The 15869-nt window shown below is 75.1% G+C and carries 16 protein-coding genes; 8 read left to right on the forward strand and 8 right to left on the reverse strand.

Annotated features, from left to right (window positions below):
• Positions 1–13: 13 nt before the first annotated feature.
• From AB0947_RS29990 to AB0947_RS30005, 4 genes are all read right to left on the reverse strand, one after another.
• Positions 14–1105, reverse strand: a complete 1092-nt coding sequence (locus AB0947_RS29990) for a hydrogenase expression protein HypE (RefSeq protein WP_366753483.1) — start codon at positions 1103–1105, stop codon at positions 14–16.
• Entirely contained in the window at positions 1102–1647 is a 546-nt protein-coding gene (locus AB0947_RS29995) for a hemerythrin domain-containing protein (protein WP_366753484.1), read from the reverse strand. The genes AB0947_RS29990 and AB0947_RS29995 overlap by 4 nt, the downstream gene beginning before the upstream one ends.
• On the reverse strand, positions 1634–3178 hold the full coding sequence (locus AB0947_RS30000; RefSeq protein WP_366753485.1) for a hypothetical protein: 1545 nt from the start codon (positions 3176–3178) through the stop codon (positions 1634–1636). Before AB0947_RS30000 ends, AB0947_RS29995 begins: the two co-directional genes overlap by 14 nt.
• A gap of 117 nt (positions 3179–3295) precedes the next feature.
• Positions 3296–4192 (reverse strand): LysR family transcriptional regulator, encoded by an 897-nt coding sequence (locus AB0947_RS30005; protein WP_366753486.1) that lies wholly within the window; start codon positions 4190–4192, stop codon positions 3296–3298.
• 62 nt (positions 4193–4254) lie between these two features.
• Between AB0947_RS30005 and AB0947_RS30010 the strand changes: the two genes are divergently transcribed.
• Both AB0947_RS30010 and AB0947_RS30015 read left to right on the forward strand, forming a co-directional pair.
• Positions 4255–4605 (forward strand): DoxX family protein, encoded by a 351-nt coding sequence (locus AB0947_RS30010; protein WP_366753487.1) that lies wholly within the window; start codon positions 4255–4257, stop codon positions 4603–4605.
• A 192-nt stretch (positions 4606–4797) separates the two neighbouring features.
• Positions 4798–6336 carry a hypothetical protein gene (locus AB0947_RS30015; protein ID WP_366753518.1) on the forward strand — a complete coding sequence of 513 codons (1539 nt, stop codon included), beginning with the start codon at positions 4798–4800 and terminating at the stop codon, positions 6334–6336.
• Here the strand turns inward: AB0947_RS30015 and AB0947_RS30020 are convergent.
• The 3 genes from AB0947_RS30020 to AB0947_RS30030 all read right to left on the reverse strand — a co-directional run bounded on the left by AB0947_RS30020 (position 6330) and on the right by AB0947_RS30030 (position 8800).
• Positions 6330–7439: a class I mannose-6-phosphate isomerase gene (locus AB0947_RS30020; RefSeq protein WP_366753488.1), complete on the reverse strand. Its 1110-nt coding sequence runs from the start codon at positions 7437–7439 to the stop codon at positions 6330–6332. The two genes, AB0947_RS30015 and AB0947_RS30020, sit on opposite strands and share 7 nt — an antisense overlap.
• A 1-nt stretch (position 7440) precedes the next feature.
• Complete coding sequence (locus AB0947_RS30025; protein WP_366753489.1) at positions 7441–7854, reverse strand: SRPBCC family protein; 414 nt, start codon at positions 7852–7854, stop codon at positions 7441–7443.
• Between the two features lie 139 nt (positions 7855–7993).
• Entirely contained in the window at positions 7994–8800 is an 807-nt protein-coding gene (locus AB0947_RS30030; RefSeq protein ID WP_366753490.1) for a serine hydrolase, read from the reverse strand.
• 222 nt (positions 8801–9022) lie between these two features.
• Here AB0947_RS30030 and AB0947_RS30035 point away from each other — a divergent pair, with 222 nt between their 5' ends.
• The 5 genes from AB0947_RS30035 to AB0947_RS30055 all read left to right on the forward strand — a co-directional run bounded on the left by AB0947_RS30035 (position 9023) and on the right by AB0947_RS30055 (position 13598).
• Positions 9023–10078 carry a permease gene (locus AB0947_RS30035; RefSeq protein ID WP_366753519.1) on the forward strand — a complete coding sequence of 352 codons (1056 nt, stop codon included), beginning with the start codon at positions 9023–9025 and terminating at the stop codon, positions 10076–10078.
• Positions 10075–10800, forward strand: a complete 726-nt coding sequence (locus tag AB0947_RS30040) for a TIGR03943 family protein (RefSeq protein WP_366753491.1) — start codon at positions 10075–10077, stop codon at positions 10798–10800. The genes AB0947_RS30035 and AB0947_RS30040 overlap by 4 nt, the downstream gene beginning before the upstream one ends.
• Before the next feature lie 371 nt (positions 10801–11171).
• Positions 11172–11774: a hypothetical protein gene (locus AB0947_RS30045; RefSeq protein ID WP_366753492.1), complete on the forward strand. Its 603-nt coding sequence runs from the start codon at positions 11172–11174 to the stop codon at positions 11772–11774.
• A gap of 176 nt (positions 11775–11950) precedes the next feature.
• Positions 11951–12397, forward strand: a complete 447-nt coding sequence (locus tag AB0947_RS30050) for a peptidoglycan-binding domain-containing protein (RefSeq protein ID WP_366753493.1) — start codon at positions 11951–11953, stop codon at positions 12395–12397.
• Positions 12398–12533: 136 nt separating this feature from the next.
• On the forward strand, positions 12534–13598 hold the full coding sequence (locus AB0947_RS30055; RefSeq protein ID WP_366753494.1) for a YihY/virulence factor BrkB family protein: 1065 nt from the start codon (positions 12534–12536) through the stop codon (positions 13596–13598).
• 22 nt (positions 13599–13620) lie between these two features.
• Here AB0947_RS30055 and AB0947_RS30060 read toward each other — a convergent pair whose 3' ends face one another.
• On the reverse strand, positions 13621–14370 hold the full coding sequence (locus AB0947_RS30060) for a 3-oxoacyl-ACP reductase family protein (protein ID WP_366753495.1): 750 nt from the start codon (positions 14368–14370) through the stop codon (positions 13621–13623).
• A 143-nt stretch (positions 14371–14513) separates the two neighbouring features.
• On the opposite strand from AB0947_RS30060, the gene AB0947_RS30065 reads away from it, so the two are divergent.
• Complete coding sequence (locus AB0947_RS30065; RefSeq protein WP_366753496.1) at positions 14514–15848, forward strand: CPBP family glutamic-type intramembrane protease; 1335 nt, start codon at positions 14514–14516, stop codon at positions 15846–15848.
• Positions 15849–15869: the final 21 nt, after the last annotated feature.

Here is a 15869-nt window from a genome sequence, read left to right on the forward strand (position 1 = left end):
TGGGTGCCGGCGCTCAGGCACGCCAGTGCGGGTCGTAACCCGTGGTCAGTTCCGGTCCGTTGTGGTGCCACTTCGGTTCGCGGTTCACCGCCATGCTGGTCAGGCCGCGCAGCCGGCGGACGACGGCGCCGTACGGCTTGAGCAGCGCGGACGACAGGGCGCCACCGGTCGGCTCGTCCATGAACGGCATGAACGCGTCCGGGAAGCTCGGCATGGTGCAGCCGATGCAGATGCCGCCGACGTTCGGGCAGCCGCCGATGCCCGCCATCCAGCCGCGCTTGGGCACGTTGCAGTTCACGACCGGACCCCAGCAGCCGGTCTTCACCAGGCACTTCGGGGAGTTGTAGTCCTTCGCGAAGTCCGCCTGCTCGTAGTACGCGGCCCGGTCGCAGCCCTCGTGCACCGTCTTGCCGAACAGCCACTGCGGACGCAGCATGTGGTCCAGCGGGGGCGGCGGGGCGGCGCCGGCCGCGTGGTAGAGCACCCAGATGAGGGTCTCCATGAAGTTCTCCGGCTGGATCGGGCAGCCCGGTACGTTCACCACCGGCAGCGCGCCCTGTGACATGAAGTCCCAGCCCAGGTAGTCCGCGAGGCCCATGCAGCCGGTAGGATTGCCGGCCATGGCGTGGATGCCGCCGTACGTGGCGCAGGTGCCGGCGGCCACCACGGCCCAGGCCTTGGGCGCCAGTTGGTCGATCCACCAGTTGAGGGTCTGTGGCTCGCCCGTGTCCGGGTCGTTGCCGAACGACGTCCAGTAGCCGTCGCCCTCGATGATGTTCTGGTTCGGCACCGACCCCTCGATGACCAGGATGAACGGCGCCAACTCCCCGCGCGCCGCCGCCCGGTAGGGAGCGAGGAAGTCCTCGCCGCCCAGGCTGGGGGAGAGGACCTTGTTGACCAGGTTGACCTTCGGCAGGCCCGGGATGAGCCCGGCGACCAGGTCCTCGATGCCGGGCTGCCCGGCGGCCGTCATGGACACCGTGTCGCCGTCGCAGCTCATCCCCTCGGAGATCCAGAGGATGTAGATCTCGTCGAACCCGTTCCCGCGCGCCTCGGACCGGCTGGGTTCCCGCGTCACTTCGGTGGTGCCACTCTGCGTGGTCATGTCGTCGGCCTCCGCTGGAGTCGGTCTCGGAGTCGGTCGTAGGCCGCGGCCAGGGGGGCCGCGAGGGTCAGCGCGGGCGGCTGGTCGGGGGCGTGCGGGTGCGGACGGGTCGGCGCGCCGGCCTTGGCCTGCCCGATCAGCTCGCCCAGCCGGTCCAGGTCCTGCTGGGAGACGGCCTCCCGCAGCCGGGGCATGAGGGTGCCCTCCTCCTCCCGGATGTGCTCCGCCAGGTCACGGCGCAGCTCCGCCACCAGCTCACCGGTCCGCTGGTCGCCCTCGCCGAGCCGGTCGAGCGCGAGGAGGGTCTGCTTCACCCCCATGTGCTCGCTCAAGTGCTCGTCGATCTCCCGGTCGCCGTCCGGCAGAACCTTCCTGGCCAGCGGATACAGGAGCATCTCCTCCAGAGCCGCGTGCTTGGACAGCTCGCGCACCAACAGCTCCACGACACCGCGCCGCTGCCGGTCGGAGGCCGCGGCCTCGTAGTCGCGGAACAACTGCTCGACCATCCGGTGGTCGTGCATGAGGACGTCAAGGGCGTCCATCGAACCGTCCCTCCTCCGGCCCGCCGGCCGGACGCTCGGGTGGCCGCGGGGACTGCGGCCGGATCGGCCGGCCCGGACCCGGTGGGGCGTCGGGGCCGAGCGTTTCGACCTCGTCGGGCCGGAAGTAGTGGAAGCGGCCGTACCAGCCGTGCAGTTCGGCGGCCGGATCGTCGTCGACCGTGACCGCCAGGTGCGTACTTCCGTCCACGTCGTGGAAGACGGCGGCCACCCGCGCGGTGCGTCCGGCCAGGAACATGTCCTGGGCGTCGGCGCCCCGGCCGCGCGGACACAGCCGCACCCGGCTGCCGCTGCCCACGGGCACGCCGTCCACCAGCACGGTGTCCGTCGCCGGGGACAGCCCGTCGTCGCCGCCCTCCTGCCACCAGGCGGGCCGCTCGGCACAGGCGGCCGGGGGCCGTGCGGTGACGGGGGCCGGGGGCCGTTCGGCCGCGGGGGTGCGCGGGGTCAGGGAACGGATGGCGCCGTGCAGCCGGGAGAAGACCTCCCGGGGCATGGTGTCCACCCGGTCGAGGATGCGCGCGGCCCGCGGGTCGGTGGCCCGGGCCTCCGCCTTCTCCTCGTCGGTCAGCAGCATCGTGCGCAGCGTCAGGATCTCGTCGATCTCCGCCGCGTCGTGCAGGTCGCCCGGGCTCTCCGGCGCCACCTGGGGGTGGTCGGGGAGGATGATCGGCGCGGAGAGCAGCTGCGTGCCGGTCGCCCCGTCACCGCTGGTGGACCGGGGCGGGGCCCCGCCCAGCACCGGGAACGTGAACGCGTTGCGGCAGCCGCGGACCTGCTCGGCGTAAGCGGCCGGCGGGTCGATCAGCGACACGAACTCCACGCCGTCACCGGTGAGGAGGGTGTGCGTGGCGAGCAGCGCCTGCCCCAGCACCGTGTTGCGGGAGGCCCGCGGGTCCGGCGCGTCACCGGTGTTCTCGGTGCGCACCCGCAGCCGGTACAGCCCGGGCCCGAGCGGCTCCGCCGTGACCGTGGTCGCGGCCCGCACCTCGCGGCGCCGGCGCACCGTCCGCCCCGCCCCCGCCGGCAACGGCTCGTACTCCGCTCCGGCCGGGGCCCCTACGGCGACGGTCCGGCCGCCCGGCGGCGACTCCGCCAGCGGCAGCACCAGTTCCGTCTCGCGGGGCACGGCCTCCTCGAACGACAGGTGGGCGGTCCCGTCGGCCGTCCGCAACGACTCGACCGGGCGGTGCGCCCCGTCCCCGTCGGCCGCCTCCACCTGCTTGTGCTGGAGTTGCAGGTACCGCACCCGCACCCGGACGGCCGCACCGGCGCGCCGCACCCGCAGCAGACACTCGGTGTGCTGGTACCAGGAGTCGGCGGAGCCGGAGACACCGGGCGTGACCGGCCCGTCGCGCTCCACCCAGTTGCGGGGCAGCAGCACCCCGAACTGCCAGCGGACCCGGTTCTTCGCCGAGGACCTGCGATAGGGGTAGAGCAGATACCCCTCGTACAGCACGGCGTCCGCGACGGCACTCAGCTGCGCACAGGCCCCGCCGGTTCCGTTCGCCATGCCCTCTCCTCACCACTGGTGCGTCCGTGCACTCCACCCCCCACGGTCACACCGGTCACGCCCGCCCGCCCCTCCGGCGCACCGTCATTGCGCCGGACAGGGGAGAACACACGTCCGTCACGTGGCGCGGGCCAGCTCCAGGCAGCAGCGCACGAAGTCCCGCACGACCGGGTTGCTGTCGTCGGCCGGTGCCCAGGCCACGGCGACCCGGGTCGGGCCCACTCCGGTGACCGGGCGGTAGACCACGCCGGGGCGGGCGTAGAACCGGGCGGCGGACGCGGGCGCGAGGGCGATGCCGTACCCGCTGGCGATGGCGCTCAGCCAGTCGTCGGGCTGCTCGGTGACCGCGCCGATCCGGACCGGACGGCCCTCGCGCTCACCGGCGGCCAGCCAGTGGTCGCGCCAGGCGCCGGTCTCCGGCGGGGCGGCCACGAACGGCTCGTCCCACAGCTCCCGGAAGGCGATCCGCGCACGTTCCGCGAGCCGGTGCGTGCTCGGCAGCGCCACCCAGCGCTCCTCGCTGAACAGCACCTCGAAGCGCAGCGCGTCCTGTCCCGGGAACGGCAGCCGCAGCAGCGCCGCGTCCACCTCGCCGTCGGCCAGGCCCGCGCTCGGGTTCGTCCAGGGCGCCTGCCGCAGCTCGGCCCGCCATCCGGGCCACCGCCGGGCGAACTCGGCGACGATCCCCGGCGTCGCCTCGTTGGCCGCGCTGGCGACGAAGCCCACGCGCAGCACCCGGGCCGTGCGCCGGCCGGCGGCCCGGGCGGCGCGCAGGGCGTCGTCCCAGGCCGCGAGGACGTCCGGGGCGCGGCGCGCGAGTTCCCGGCCCGCGTCCGTCAGTGCCATGCCGGTGCGCGAGCGGTCGAAGAGCCGCACCCCGAGCCGGCTCTCCAGCTGCCGGATCTGCTTGGTCAGCGCCGGCTGGGACACGTACACCCGCTCGGCGGCGCGGACGAGGCTGCCCTCCTCGGCGACGGCCAGGAAGGAGCGCAGCAGACGTGAGTCGACGTCCATTCCAGAAGGTTATGGACGCCGGTATTGGACGTCGCGGCGACCCTCCGGCGAGCGTGGACGGCATGAACCTCGCCCTTCTCACCGTCACCTGTGCGACCGTCCTGGCCAACGCGGGCATCGCGGCGGCCGACCTCGCGAAGGCGCCGTTCGTCCTCGCCAACGCGGCCCGGGTCGGCGTGCCGCCGCGCCGGCTCCCCGCGCTGGCGCTGCTGAAGGCCGCCGGCGCGGCCGGGCTGCTCCTCGGGCTGCTGGGCGCGCACCCTCTGGGCATCGCCGCCGGCACCGGCCTGGTGCTGTTCTACGTCGGCGCGGTGGCCGCCCACGTACGGGCCCGGGCGTTGCGCACCCTCGCCTTCCCCGGTGTGTTCCTGGCCCTGGCGACCGGGTCCCTGGCCCTGGCGGCGGCCCGGTGACCCGGCGGCGGAACACCCGGCCGGCGCGGGCCTGCCACGGCCGCCTCCCGGGACCGGCCTCTGTCCGGTGTGCGCTCGTGCCCGTACACTGCGAACTCACAGACATGCGGGCGGAGTTGACCGGGGGGAGCCATCATGTCCGGAGATCCGTACGGTCCGGGTCAGGGTTTCGGCGGGCCGCCGCTGCCGCCCATGCCGCCTGGTCCGCCACCCGTACCGGCGACTCCGCCGCCCGCGCCGCCGGACGCCCGGCGGGCCGCCGCGGTCGCCCTGCTCAACCTGAGCGGGCTCGGCGTCGGTTACGCGCTCCTGCGCCGCTGGGCGCCGGCGGCGGCCTGCTGGGTCGCGACCGGGCTGCTCCTGGTCTTCGCGCTGCCCGTCGACGCCGGCGGGCTGCCCGCGGCCGTGCTCGCCTGCTACGCCGTGGTGCTGCTGGTGGCGGCCGTCCACGGCGCGGTCGCCGGACTGCGCACCCGGCTCGCCCGGCCCCGCGGGGCGCCGCTGGCGCTGCTGCTGGGCGTGGTGCTGCTCGCCGTTCCGGCCGGCGGCGCCCTGTGGTACGAGGACGCCCACGACGAGGCCGTGGAGCAGGCACTCCTCGGCCGCCTGGAGCGCGCCGACGACCTGGTGGCCGAGAGCGGCCGCCAGTCCTTCAGCGCCGCCCGGTCCGGCTACGGGACGGCCCTGGGGGTCTACCGCGACATCGCGCTGCACCACCCCGGTTCCCGCGCGGCGCGGGAGGTCCCCGACCGGCTGCGGACCTACTACGCGACGGTCGGCGCGGCCTACGGCCACCAGCGGTACTGCGACGCCGTGGAGCCGCTGAAGTACCTCCGCACCGTGCCGGACACGATGCCCGGGGAACAGCTCGGCCCGCTGGCGCGGTGGCCCGACGACCGGCTCGCGAACGCCCTGTACGAGTGCGGTGCGCGGCACCTGGCGAGCGGCGACACGGACTGGGTGGGCCGCTTCGGCGACCTGCTCGGCACCTTCCCGCGGTCCGGGGCGGCGGCGAAGGTGGCGCCGGCCGTGGACGCGGCGGTGGCGAGGACGGAGAAGGCCGTCGGCGGGAACGCACCCTGCGCGGCCGTCGAGACGCTGCGCGGCCTCGACACCCGGATCGCCGACCTGTCCAGGTCGGCCGGTGACGCGGACGGCCGGCTGGCGAAGGCCGCGGCCCGGGCCGGCCGCAGCGGCGACGCCGGCGCGTACGCCTGCGGTGTCGACCAGTACCGGGACGGGGACTTCGACGCGGCGCAGAAGACCATGGAGCGGTTCGCCGCCGGTCACAAGCACGACAGGAACCGCGCCCGCGCCCAGAAGATCGCGATAGCCGCCGAGGTCGCCCAGACCCTCCCGGCGGCCGGCAAGAAGCTGCCCACCCTGGCCTCCGGCGGCAGCATCTCCGTCACGGTCAAGAACGACAGCCCGGACGACATCACCGTCCTCTACACCGGCCCGGTCACCGGCAGCTTCACCCTCAAAGGGTGCGGCGGCTGCACGGCGTACTCGCTCGTCGACACGGCGTTCTCCACCTTCAAGCCCTGCAACGACAGCGGCAGGAACTACCCGCAGCGCACCATCAGCCTGCCCGTCGGCACCACGTACTTCGTGCACGAGCCGCACGGCGACAGCACCGCGACCCCGGCCTCGGACACCGCCAGGCTCCGGTCGGGCTACGTCTACACGGAGTGCGCGTACTCCACCCGGCGGCTGGGCTCCGGCTACTGACCGGCGGGCCGCTCGGGGGCGGGCCGTGCCCGCAGTCCCTCGCCGAGGGCGGCGATCGCGGCCGGTCCGTGGCCGGCGGCCGTCAGCGGGGCCCGGATGTCACCGTCGAGGTCGGGGACGTAGCCGAACAGGACGTCGGCGGGTCCGCTCACCCGCACCTGCCCGAGCGCGGCGGGCAGCAGCAGGGTCCTGGCCCGGCCGAGCCGGCCGGTCCAGCCGCCGCAGGTGACGGTCACCGGGGCGCCGGCGTTGCTGAGGACCTGCGCGGTCGCGAACGCGCGGACGAGGGGTGCGGTGCCGCCGGCCGTCCAGCGTTCCAGCGCGAAGTACGGCCCCGCGCACAGCACCGTGCGCTCCACCGAGTCCTCCAGCGGCACGCTGAGCCCCGGCTGGAACCGCGGCCGGGGCTCCGGACGCCACTCGTCCAGCAGCCGCCCGATGTTCGCCTCCCGCTCCTCCTCGGCGAGCGGTGCGCCGTCCTCCATCCGCCAGGGCATGGCGTGCTGCTGGATGTCGGAGGTCTGCTCGATCTCGTACACCAGGGTGCCCGGCCCGAAACTATGCAGGGTCCCGCCCGGTACATACACGGTCTGCCCGGCGCGCACCGGCAGACGGCGCATCACCGCGTCGAAGTCCTGCGCGAGCAGCGCCCGGCGCAGCCGCTCCCGGTCCACCCCGGGCCGCACGCCGACCAGGGCGGTCGCGCCGGGTACGGCGTCCAGCACGTGCCACGCCTCGGTCTTGCCGTTCGGCTCGCCCTCCAGGCGGCGGGCGGTGGCGTCGTCGGCGTGCAGGTGCACGGGCAGCGCGCCGGTGCCGTCGATGAACTTGGTGAGCAGGGGGAAGCGCGGACCGTGCGGGCGGTCGCCCAGCAGCCCGCCGGGATCCCGCGCCATCAGCTCCCGCAGCGACCGCCCGGCCAGCGGCCCGTCGGTCACCGTGGCGCCCTCCCCGTCGACGTCGCTGACCTCCCAGGTCTCGGCGACCGGGCCGTGCGGCAGGTCCGTCCGGCCCAGCCGGTCGGCGAGGGCCCGGCCGCCGAAGACATGCTGCTTGACGGGCGTGCTGAGGCGCAGCGGGTACCAGCTCACCGGGTGCGCCATGTCAGCCGGCCGCGTTGTCCACCCGCATCCGCACCTGTTCCTCCAGCCGGCGCAGGCTGCCGTCGAGTGCGTCGCCGACCGCGCGCTCGCCCGGGTCGTGCCCCTCGTCGAAGAAGGACAGGTGCACGGTCACCTCGCTGGCCCCGCTGCCGATGCCGGCCACCTGGAGCCAGCCGGCGTAGCCGCCCTGCTCGCGGGTGCCCCACTCCAGGCGCATCTGGTCCGGTTCGGAGCGCAGCAGGGCGGGCGTGTCCTCGCCGGAGCGGTCCTCGTGGACGGTCACGGCGGGCGGTTCCTGTACGTCCACGTGCAGCTCGCCCGGGAGCCAGGCGTCGAGCTGGGCGGTATTGGCCGCCTGGTCGAAGACCTGCTCGGGCTGTGCGGGCATCGTGCGGGAACGTTCGTACTCGGCCATCGTGGTCTCGCCCTTCCGGTCGGAAAGCCGTACCCCGACCGCGTGCCCCTTCCACGGCGGCCGAAAAGCCCCGGCGGCACCTCGCTCCCCGGACGCCCGGCCGATCCCGGGGTGAGGGCGGTGGCCGCGCGGGGACCGCTCACCCCACGGCCGCGCGCGCCGTCCGCTCCACCAGGGACACGCCGTCGTCCATGGAGGCGCTGCCGTCCGACAGGACCGCGACGAGGTACCGGTGACCCTTCACGGTGATCTGGCCGACGCTGTTGACGTCCCACAGGCCCGTCGTGTCGCGCTGGAGCCAGCCGTTCTTCAGGGCCTTGCGGGAGCCGTCGGCGCCGGCCGCCGGGACGCCCCAGGTCTGCCCGGGCACGACCTGGCCCATCAGGGTGCGGAGGTAGGCGCGGGAGTCCGCGTCGAGTCCGCCGGAGCCCGCGCGGACCGTTGCGCCCGTGTCGAACACGGCCCGCAGCAGCCGGATCTGGTCGCGCACGGTCGTCCGGGTCAGGCCCCACTTGGCGCCGGGCCCGCCCGTCGTCGAGGTCAGGCCGAGGCGCTTGTTGGCCGCCGCCAGTCCGGGGGCCCGGCCGATCTGCCGCCACAGGGCGTTGGCCGCCGCGTTGTCGCTGCGCCGGATCATCGGCTCGGCGCGCTCCCGCTCGCTCGCGGTGAGGTGCCGTCCCGCGTCCTGCGCCTGGAGCAGCAGGGCCGCGAGGATGTCGACCTTGACGATGCTGGCGGTGTCGTACGCCCGGTCCTCGCCGTGGACCACGGGCGTGCGGCCGGCGCCGTCCAGGTCGAGCACGGCAGCCGTGGCCTGTGCGGACGCGGAGGCGGAGGCGGCGGCGGCCGGGGTGGGGTGCAGGAGCCCGGTGGCGAGGAGGGCGGTCGCCGAGGCCACGAGGGCGCAGGCCTTGGCGCGTGCTGTGCGGGAGAGGCGGGACGACATGGGTCACGAACGTAGACAACTACGACGTCCGGCGACGTGGCGCCCGTCACCTCGAGGCCCGTTCGGCCCGGATTGTGACAAGAACCACCGATGGGGCGCATTGTTCCGGCCGGTTCGCCGGGGCGGCGGCGTGTGCGCGCGGCCCGGCCGTGCTCCTCGCTTATCGTCGGCCCGACACCGACATCCGGAGTGAAAATGGATAAATCGGATGAGCTGGTTGGTGTGACGGAGGGCGTGGCGGCCGTACCCCACCCCGGCCCGCCCGCGCGCCGCGTCCGGCCGTGGCCACCGGGCGCCGGCTCCAGGCCCCGGCCGCCCGGCGCCGTCCCCCGGCGCCGGCCCCGCGGTGCCGCTCTCACGCTCGCGGGCTTGCTCCTCCTGGCCGGCACGCCGTGGCTGAACCACCCCGCCGTCCAGGCCTGGCGCACCGTCTGCCTGGCCATCACCGTCCAGGCGCTCCCCTTCCTGCTCCTCGGCACCGCCCTGTCCGGCGCCATCAACGCCTTCGTGCCGGCCGACCTGTTCACCCGGGTGATGCCGAAGCGGCCGGCCCTCGCCGTCCCGGTCGCCGGCGTGGCCGGCGCGGTCCTGCCGGGCTGCGAGTGCGCCTCCGTGCCCGTCGCGAGCAGCCTGATCCGCCGGGGCGTCACCCCGGCCGCCGCCTTCGCCTTCCTGCTCTCCGCGCCCGCGATCAACCCCGTCGTCCTCACGGCCACCGCCGTCGCCTTCCCGGGCGACCCCGCGATGGTCGTCGCCCGGCTGCTCGCCTCCCTCGCCACGGCGGCCGTCATGGGCTGGCTGTGGCTGTGGCTCGGCAAGGAGGAGTGGCTGCGTCCGCTCCTGCGCCACCGGCACACCGGCCACCGGCCCGGCCACAGCCGCCGGACCGAGTTCCGGCTCGGCTTCCAGCACGACTTCCTGCACGCCGGCGGCTTCCTCGTCCTCGGCGCCATGGCCGCCGCCACCTTCGACGTCACCGTGCCGGGCTCCGTCCTCGACGCCTTCTCCGGCACGCCCTGGCTCTCGGTGCTCTTCCTGGCCCTCCTCGCCGTACTGCTGGCCGTCTGCTCGGAGGCCGACGCGTTCGTCGCGGCCTCGCTCACCGGCTTCCCGCCGACCGCCCGGCTCGCGTTCCTGGTGGTCGGGCCCATGGTCGACCTCAAGCTGATCGCCCTCCAGGCGGGCACCTTCGGCCGCGCCTTCGCCTGGCGGTTCTCCACGGCGACCACCGTCGTGGCCGTCACCGCGAGCGTCCTGACCGGAGGCGCGCTGCTGTGAAACGCCCCCTCCAGGCCCTGCTCCTGGCCCTGACCGGCACCGGCCTGCTGCACACCGCCCTCCTCACCGACACCTACCTGCGCTACGTCAAGGCCGGACTGCGCCCGGTGCTGATCGCCTCCGGCGCCGTCCTGCTGCTGCTCGGCCTGGCCGGAGCGCTCACCCGGGACCGGCAGCACACGGCCGGCACCGGGCACGGCCACGACCACACCGGCATGCCGCGCGTCGCCTGGCTGCTGTTCCTGCCCGCGCTCAGCCTGCTCCTCGTGCCTCCGCCCGCGCTCGGCGCGTACACCGCGGCGCGCGCCGACACCAAGCCCGTCGCCGTGCAGAAGGGGTTCGGGCCACTGCCCGCGACCTCGCCGCTGCCGCTGACCCTCACCGACTTCACCAAGCGGGTGCAGCAGGACCGCGGCCGGGCCATCGAGCACCGCACCGTCCGGCTGACCGGCTTCGCCACCCCCGCCGGCGCGGGCGCGGGCTGGTACCTGACCCGGATCGTCTTCTCCTGCTGCGCGGCGGACTCGCAGACGGTCAAGGTGCGCGTCTACGGCGGCGAGGCACCGCCCGCCGACACCTGGCTGGAGGTGACCGGCACCTGGCACCCCCGCGGCACCCTCGGCACGAAGACGGCGGAGGCGGCGCTCGACGTCCGGGAGGTCCGCCCCGTCGCCCAGCCCGTGAACGCCTACACCGACGACCTGCCGCTCACGCCCTCCTAGGTCCGGTCGTCGAACTCCCGTCGTCCGCCCGGAGGGTGGGCCGCGCGCCACCAGGTGCGTGCTCTGGGGGTCCCGGGCCGAAGGCCGCGGGAGTGCCGGGCCCGGCCCTCGTACCGGGGGCCCGGTGCGGCGCGGGCCGCCGGGCGGCAGCGGTCCGCCACGGCCCGTTCGCGGCGCGGCCGCCCGCCGCTCCCCAGGGCCCCGCGGACCGGTTCCCCCGGCCGCTCGACGAGACAGGCCCGGCCCCCGGCGGACGACCGGCCGGGACAGGTGCAGGATGGTGTCATGACCCTCGCCCGGGCGACCGGGTCCGGGAGACCGCGGGGGCCACCACGGTCCCGGCCGCCGGTGGGCGGGAGGAGGCGGTGACGATGACACGGACACCTCCCACGACGGTCACCCGGGTACGCCTGTGGCGGTGGCGGCGCAACCCGCTGCGGCGGCACAGCGATGTCGTCGAGGCATGGATCGTCCTCGCCGGCTGGGTGCTGGCCCTGGTCGTCGGGGCCTGCGCGGGCCTGTGGGCGGCCCACGCCTCCGAGTCCGCGTTCGCGGCACGGCTGGCCCACGTGCACCCCGTGTCCGCGGTGCTCACCGGCGACGCGGCGCGGACCCCCGCCGCGGGCAGCGGCTACGACGACGGACGGGTCTGGGGCGCCGTGCGCTGGACGGACCCGGACGGCTCGGCGCACACCGACCGGGCGAAGGTCGTCCCGGGTACCCCCGCCGGCACGCGGATGACGGTGTGGACGAACCAGGCGGACCGGATCGTGCCCGCCCCCCTCGCCGGAACGACGGCCGACCTGCAGTCGGCGCTCACCGGCGTCCTCGTCGCCCCGGCGGCCGGGGCGCTGGTCTGGGGCGCGGGCCGGCTGGTCCGCGGCCGGCTCATCCAGCGGCGGCTGGCCGAGTGGGACGAGGAGTGGAGGCAGATCGGACCCCGGTGGGGGAACCTCAGCGGAGGGCGGGGCTGACGGGCGCCCGCGACCGGCGCGCGCCCCCCGTGTGCCTACCGCACAGGTTGTACACCGGTCCGGCCCTACCGCGGCCGTTGGAGCCGGGCGTCAACTCCCGGGTTGGCGACGTGCGCACCCCCGGCACGTAGCTTGTGTGCCGTGCCGAGAGGCACTCGTCAACCAGGGGGAAACACATGCGGACGAACATCCTCACCAGGACCCTCCTCGCCACCGCGACCACGGTGGCGCTGGCCGCGGGCAGCCTCGCCGCCGCGGGCACCGGCTTCGCGGCGCCCGCGGCGCACCCGGCGGCGGCCACCGAGGCCGTCACCCCGCAGGCGGTGAACAACCTCGGCCTGAGCGCCACCCAGGCGAAGAAGGTCCAGCGCTGGCTGAAGACGTACTGGAACTACCGGAACTCCGTCGACGGCAAGCTCGGCACCAACAGCTGGAAGGCCTTCCAGCGCTGCCTGAAGAAGTACTGGGGCTACACCGGCCCGATCGACGGAGTCGTCGGCAAGGGCACGGTCAAGGCGCTCCAGCGGCTCCTGAAGGACAGCTACGGCTACCGCGGTCCCATCGACGGCATCGCCGGCTCCGGCACCAAGGCCGCCTTCAAGCGGTTCGCCGACGCGCACTGAGCCCCGGCACGGCGGCCCGGCCGCACGCCCTCCGTCCCGCCGCCGGGGCGGAGGGCGCCGGGCGAGGCGGCCCGCGCGACGAGACCGGCGGATGGACCGGACGCGTGATCACGCCCCGCGGGGTTACCCGACGGACATGGCGAAGCTGCACGTACCACGGCCGCACCACAAGCGGGCCGCAGACGAGACCCCGGCGCCGCGCATCCCCGCGCCGGACGAGGCGGGACCCGGTGAGGACGTCGAGCGACGGGCACCGGACACCCCCGTGAAGCTGCCCCGGCGCGCATGGCCCGCGGTGTTCAAGGGCTCCCTGCGCGAGTTCCGCGACGACGAACTCGGCGACCGGGCCGCAGCGCTCACGTACTACGCCGTGCTGTCCCTGTTCCCGGCCCTGCTGGTACTGGTCTCCCTGCTGGCCGTCGCCGGCCGGTCGGTCACGGACAAGGTCCTGGCCAACCTGCGGAACCTCGCCCCCGGCCCCGCCCGCGACATCATCACCCGGGCGGTGGAACAGCTCCAGCACGGCTCCGGAACCGGCTCCCTCGTGGCCATCCTCGGCCTCGTGCTCGCCGTGTGGTCGGCCTCCGGCTACGTGGCCGCGTTCATCCGCGCCGCCAACGCCGTCTACGACATGCCCGAGGGCCGCCCGGTCTGGAAGCTGCTGCCGGTGCGCGTCGGCGTCACCGTCGTCCTGGTGGTCCTCGCCGTGGCCAGCGCGCTCATCGTGGTCTTCACCGGCGGCCTGGCCCGCCGGGCCGGGGACGCGCTCGGGCTCGGCGACACGGCGCTGACCGCGTGGTCCATCGCCAAGTGGCCCGTGCTGGTCCTGCTCGTCACGGTGATGATCGCCATCCTGTACTGGGCGACCCCGAACGCCAAGGTCAAGGGGTTCAGGTGGATCACCCCCGGCAGTGTCCTCGCCCTGCTGATCTGGATGGCCGCCTCCGCCGGATTCGCGTTCTACGTCGCCAACTTCGCCTCCTACAACAAGACCTACGGCACCATGGCCGGCGTCATCGTCTTCCTGGTGTGGCTGTGGATCACCAACCTGGCCATCCTGCTGGGGCTGGAGTTCGACGCGGAGACCGTGCGGCAGCGGGCCATCGCCGGCGGACACCCGCCGCGGGCCGAGCCGTACACCCAGCCCCGCGACACCAGGAAGTGGGACGAGGAGGACGTACGCCGCCTGGACGAGACCTGACGCGGCCGCCCTCCCCGCTCCGTCAGGCCGCGTACCCGCCGTCCACCGAGAACTCCGCGCCCGTCACGTACGCCGCCCCCGGCCCCGCCAGGAACGCCACCATGGACGCGACCTCCTCCGCCGTACCGAACCGGCCGAGGGCGGTCGCGGCGGCCTGACCGGAGGCGTACGGGCCGTCCGCGGGGTTCATGTCCGTGTCCGTCGGCCCCGGGTGCACGACGTTCGCCGTGATCCCGCGCCCCGCCAGCTCCCGCGCCAGAGCCTTCGTCAGCCCCACCACGGCCGCCTTGCTCATCGCGTACAGCGTGGCCCCCGGCCCCGGCACCCGCGTGGTGACACAACTGCCGACCGTGATGATCCGCCCGCCGTCGCCCATGACCGCGGCGGCGGACCGGGCGGCCAGGAACACCCCGCGCACGTTCACCGCGAGGAGCCGGTCGACGTCGGCGGGGGACAGGCTCTCCAACGGTCCCATCAGTCCGACGGCCGCGTTACCCACCAGCACGTCCAGCCCGCCCAGTTCCTCCGCCGCGCGCCGTACCGCGTCCGCCGCCTCCGCCGCGTCCCCGGAGTCCGCGCGCAGGGCCACCGCCCGCCGCCCCAGCGCCTCGATGTCCCGCACGACCTCCCCGGCCGCCTCCTCGCCCCGCACATAGGTCAGGGCCACGTCCGCGCCCTCCCGCGCCAGTCGCCGTGCCGTCGCCGCGCCGATGCCCCGGCTGCCGCCGGTCACCAGCGCCGTCCTGCCCCGCAGATCCGTTCTCGAAGTCATGCGTCCATCCCAGCCGACGGCCCCCGGGAGCACCGGCGGCGAACGGACATCGACCTCGGCGTGCGGCAGGACCGGCCGGGCACACCAGCCGGGCCTGCCGTAAGCGGATGGCGCGTCCGGGTGTCTTTCGGCAGGCTGACGGCATGACACAGCCACAGCCACTGCTGCTGCCCCCTGCCCCGGCGCGGTTCACCGGGCAGCTCCCGTACCACCGACTGGCCCGCCTCTCACCGCGCCACCGGTGGTGGCGCCCCCTCCTCGGGACCCTGGTCGCGGCCGTGGCGTACATGATCACCACGGTCGTCCTCATGGTCGTCCTCGCGGCCCTGGGCTCGAACCTGGGCTACCCCCAGGACGACGACGGCTGGCCGGAGTTCGGCCCCGTCAGCGGCACCGCCGTGGACCTGCTCTGCATCGCGGTCGGCATACCCGTCCTGCTGCTGGTCGTGCGCTGGATCGGACGGCGCCCGGCCGGCACGGTGTCCTCCGTGACGGGCCGGCTGAGATGGCGCTGGATGCTGCTGTGCGCGCTGACCGCCGTGCCCATCCTGGGCCTCGCGATGGTCTGCGCGTCCCTGTTCCCGGCGGACGGGGAGCCGGAGGGCCAGTGGGTGGGCTGGCCGGCCTTCGGACGGGCCCTGGTCATGCTGGTGCTGCTGGTGCCGGTGCAGGCCGCCGCCGAGGAGTACGTGTTCCGCGGCTGGCTGACGCAGACCGCCGGGGCGTTCCTGCGCTCGCCGTGGGCCGCGCTGCTGCCCCAGGCGGTCCTGTTCGCCGCCGCCCATGGCTGGGGCACGCCCTGGGGCTTCGCCGACCTCGTGGTGTTCGGCGTGGCCGCGGGCTGGCTCACCTGGCGCACCGGCGGACTGGAGGCGTCCATCGCGCTGCACACCGTCAACAACCTGCTGGCCTTCGGCGTCTCGGCCGCCGTCGTCGACGGACTCAACAGCGACGACACCGCGGCGGACGCCGGTTGGCAGCTCGTCGTGTTCGACGTGCTGAGCATCGCGCTGTACACGGCGGCCGTGGCGTGGTGGCTGCGCCGCCGCCGACTGGACCGCACGGCTCCGGCCCCACAGCCACCGGCTCCCCTGCCGTGGCCCCCGTACGGCAACGGCGTTCCGCTGCCGCGGCAGTGGGCGGGGCAGCCGGGATGGGGTCCGGGCGTGGTGGGTGCTGCGCCGTGGGCGGGGCAGCCGGGGCCGGGCACGGGCGCGGGCGGCGTCGGGCCGTGGGCCGGGCAGCCGGGATGGGGTCCGGGTGTGGTGGGTGCTGCGCCGTGGGCGGGGCAGCCGGGGCCCGGTGCGGCCGGTGACGGGCCGTGGGCGGGGCAGGCCGGGCCGGGGGCGGGTGTTCCGTTGACGGCACCTGAGGGGGCCGCCCCGCCAGCGTCCTCGGGCGGTCGGCCGGAGGCCGGTCCGGGGCTTCCGTCGACCTCTCCGGGCACCGGGGGAGGCGACGGTACGGACCGTCCGTAGGCCGCGGCCGGCTCGAGCGCG

Origin of the sequence: Streptomyces sp. NPDC047841, from assembly GCF_040704085.1 — a bacterium.
In the GTDB taxonomy this organism is placed as follows: Bacteria; Actinomycetota; Actinomycetes; order Streptomycetales; family Streptomycetaceae; genus Streptomyces; species Streptomyces argyrophylli.

Excerpts from the sequence above, each read along its gene's own strand:
- AB0947_RS30010 (WP_366753487.1), top strand. The coding sequence starts at position 4,255 with ATGAACCTCGCCCTTCTCACCGTCACCTGTGCGACCGTCCTGGCCAAC.
- AB0947_RS30065 (WP_366753496.1), top strand. The coding sequence starts at position 14,514 with ATGACACAGCCACAGCCACTGCTGCTGCCCCCTGCCCCGGCGCGGTTC.
- AB0947_RS30000 (WP_366753485.1), bottom strand. The coding sequence starts at position 3,178 with ATGGCGAACGGAACCGGCGGGGCCTGTGCGCAGCTGAGTGCCGTCGCG.
- AB0947_RS30005 (WP_366753486.1), bottom strand. The coding sequence starts at position 4,192 with ATGGACGTCGACTCACGTCTGCTGCGCTCCTTCCTGGCCGTCGCCGAG.
- AB0947_RS29990 (WP_366753483.1), bottom strand. The coding sequence starts at position 1,105 with ATGACCACGCAGAGTGGCACCACCGAAGTGACGCGGGAACCCAGCCGG.
- AB0947_RS29995 (WP_366753484.1), bottom strand. The coding sequence starts at position 1,647 with ATGGACGCCCTTGACGTCCTCATGCACGACCACCGGATGGTCGAGCAG.
- AB0947_RS30030 (WP_366753490.1), bottom strand. The coding sequence starts at position 8,800 with ATGTCGTCCCGCCTCTCCCGCACAGCACGCGCCAAGGCCTGCGCCCTC.
- AB0947_RS30060 (WP_366753495.1), bottom strand. The coding sequence starts at position 14,370 with ATGACTTCGAGAACGGATCTGCGGGGCAGGACGGCGCTGGTGACCGGC.
- AB0947_RS30025 (WP_366753489.1), bottom strand. The coding sequence starts at position 7,854 with ATGGCCGAGTACGAACGTTCCCGCACGATGCCCGCACAGCCCGAGCAG.
- AB0947_RS30015 (WP_366753518.1), top strand. The coding sequence starts at position 4,798 with ATGCCGCCTGGTCCGCCACCCGTACCGGCGACTCCGCCGCCCGCGCCG.
- AB0947_RS30050 (WP_366753493.1), top strand. The coding sequence starts at position 11,951 with ATGCGGACGAACATCCTCACCAGGACCCTCCTCGCCACCGCGACCACG.
- AB0947_RS30055 (WP_366753494.1), top strand. The coding sequence starts at position 12,534 with ATGGCGAAGCTGCACGTACCACGGCCGCACCACAAGCGGGCCGCAGAC.
- AB0947_RS30045 (WP_366753492.1), top strand. The coding sequence starts at position 11,172 with ATGACACGGACACCTCCCACGACGGTCACCCGGGTACGCCTGTGGCGG.
- AB0947_RS30020 (WP_366753488.1), bottom strand. The coding sequence starts at position 7,439 with ATGGCGCACCCGGTGAGCTGGTACCCGCTGCGCCTCAGCACGCCCGTC.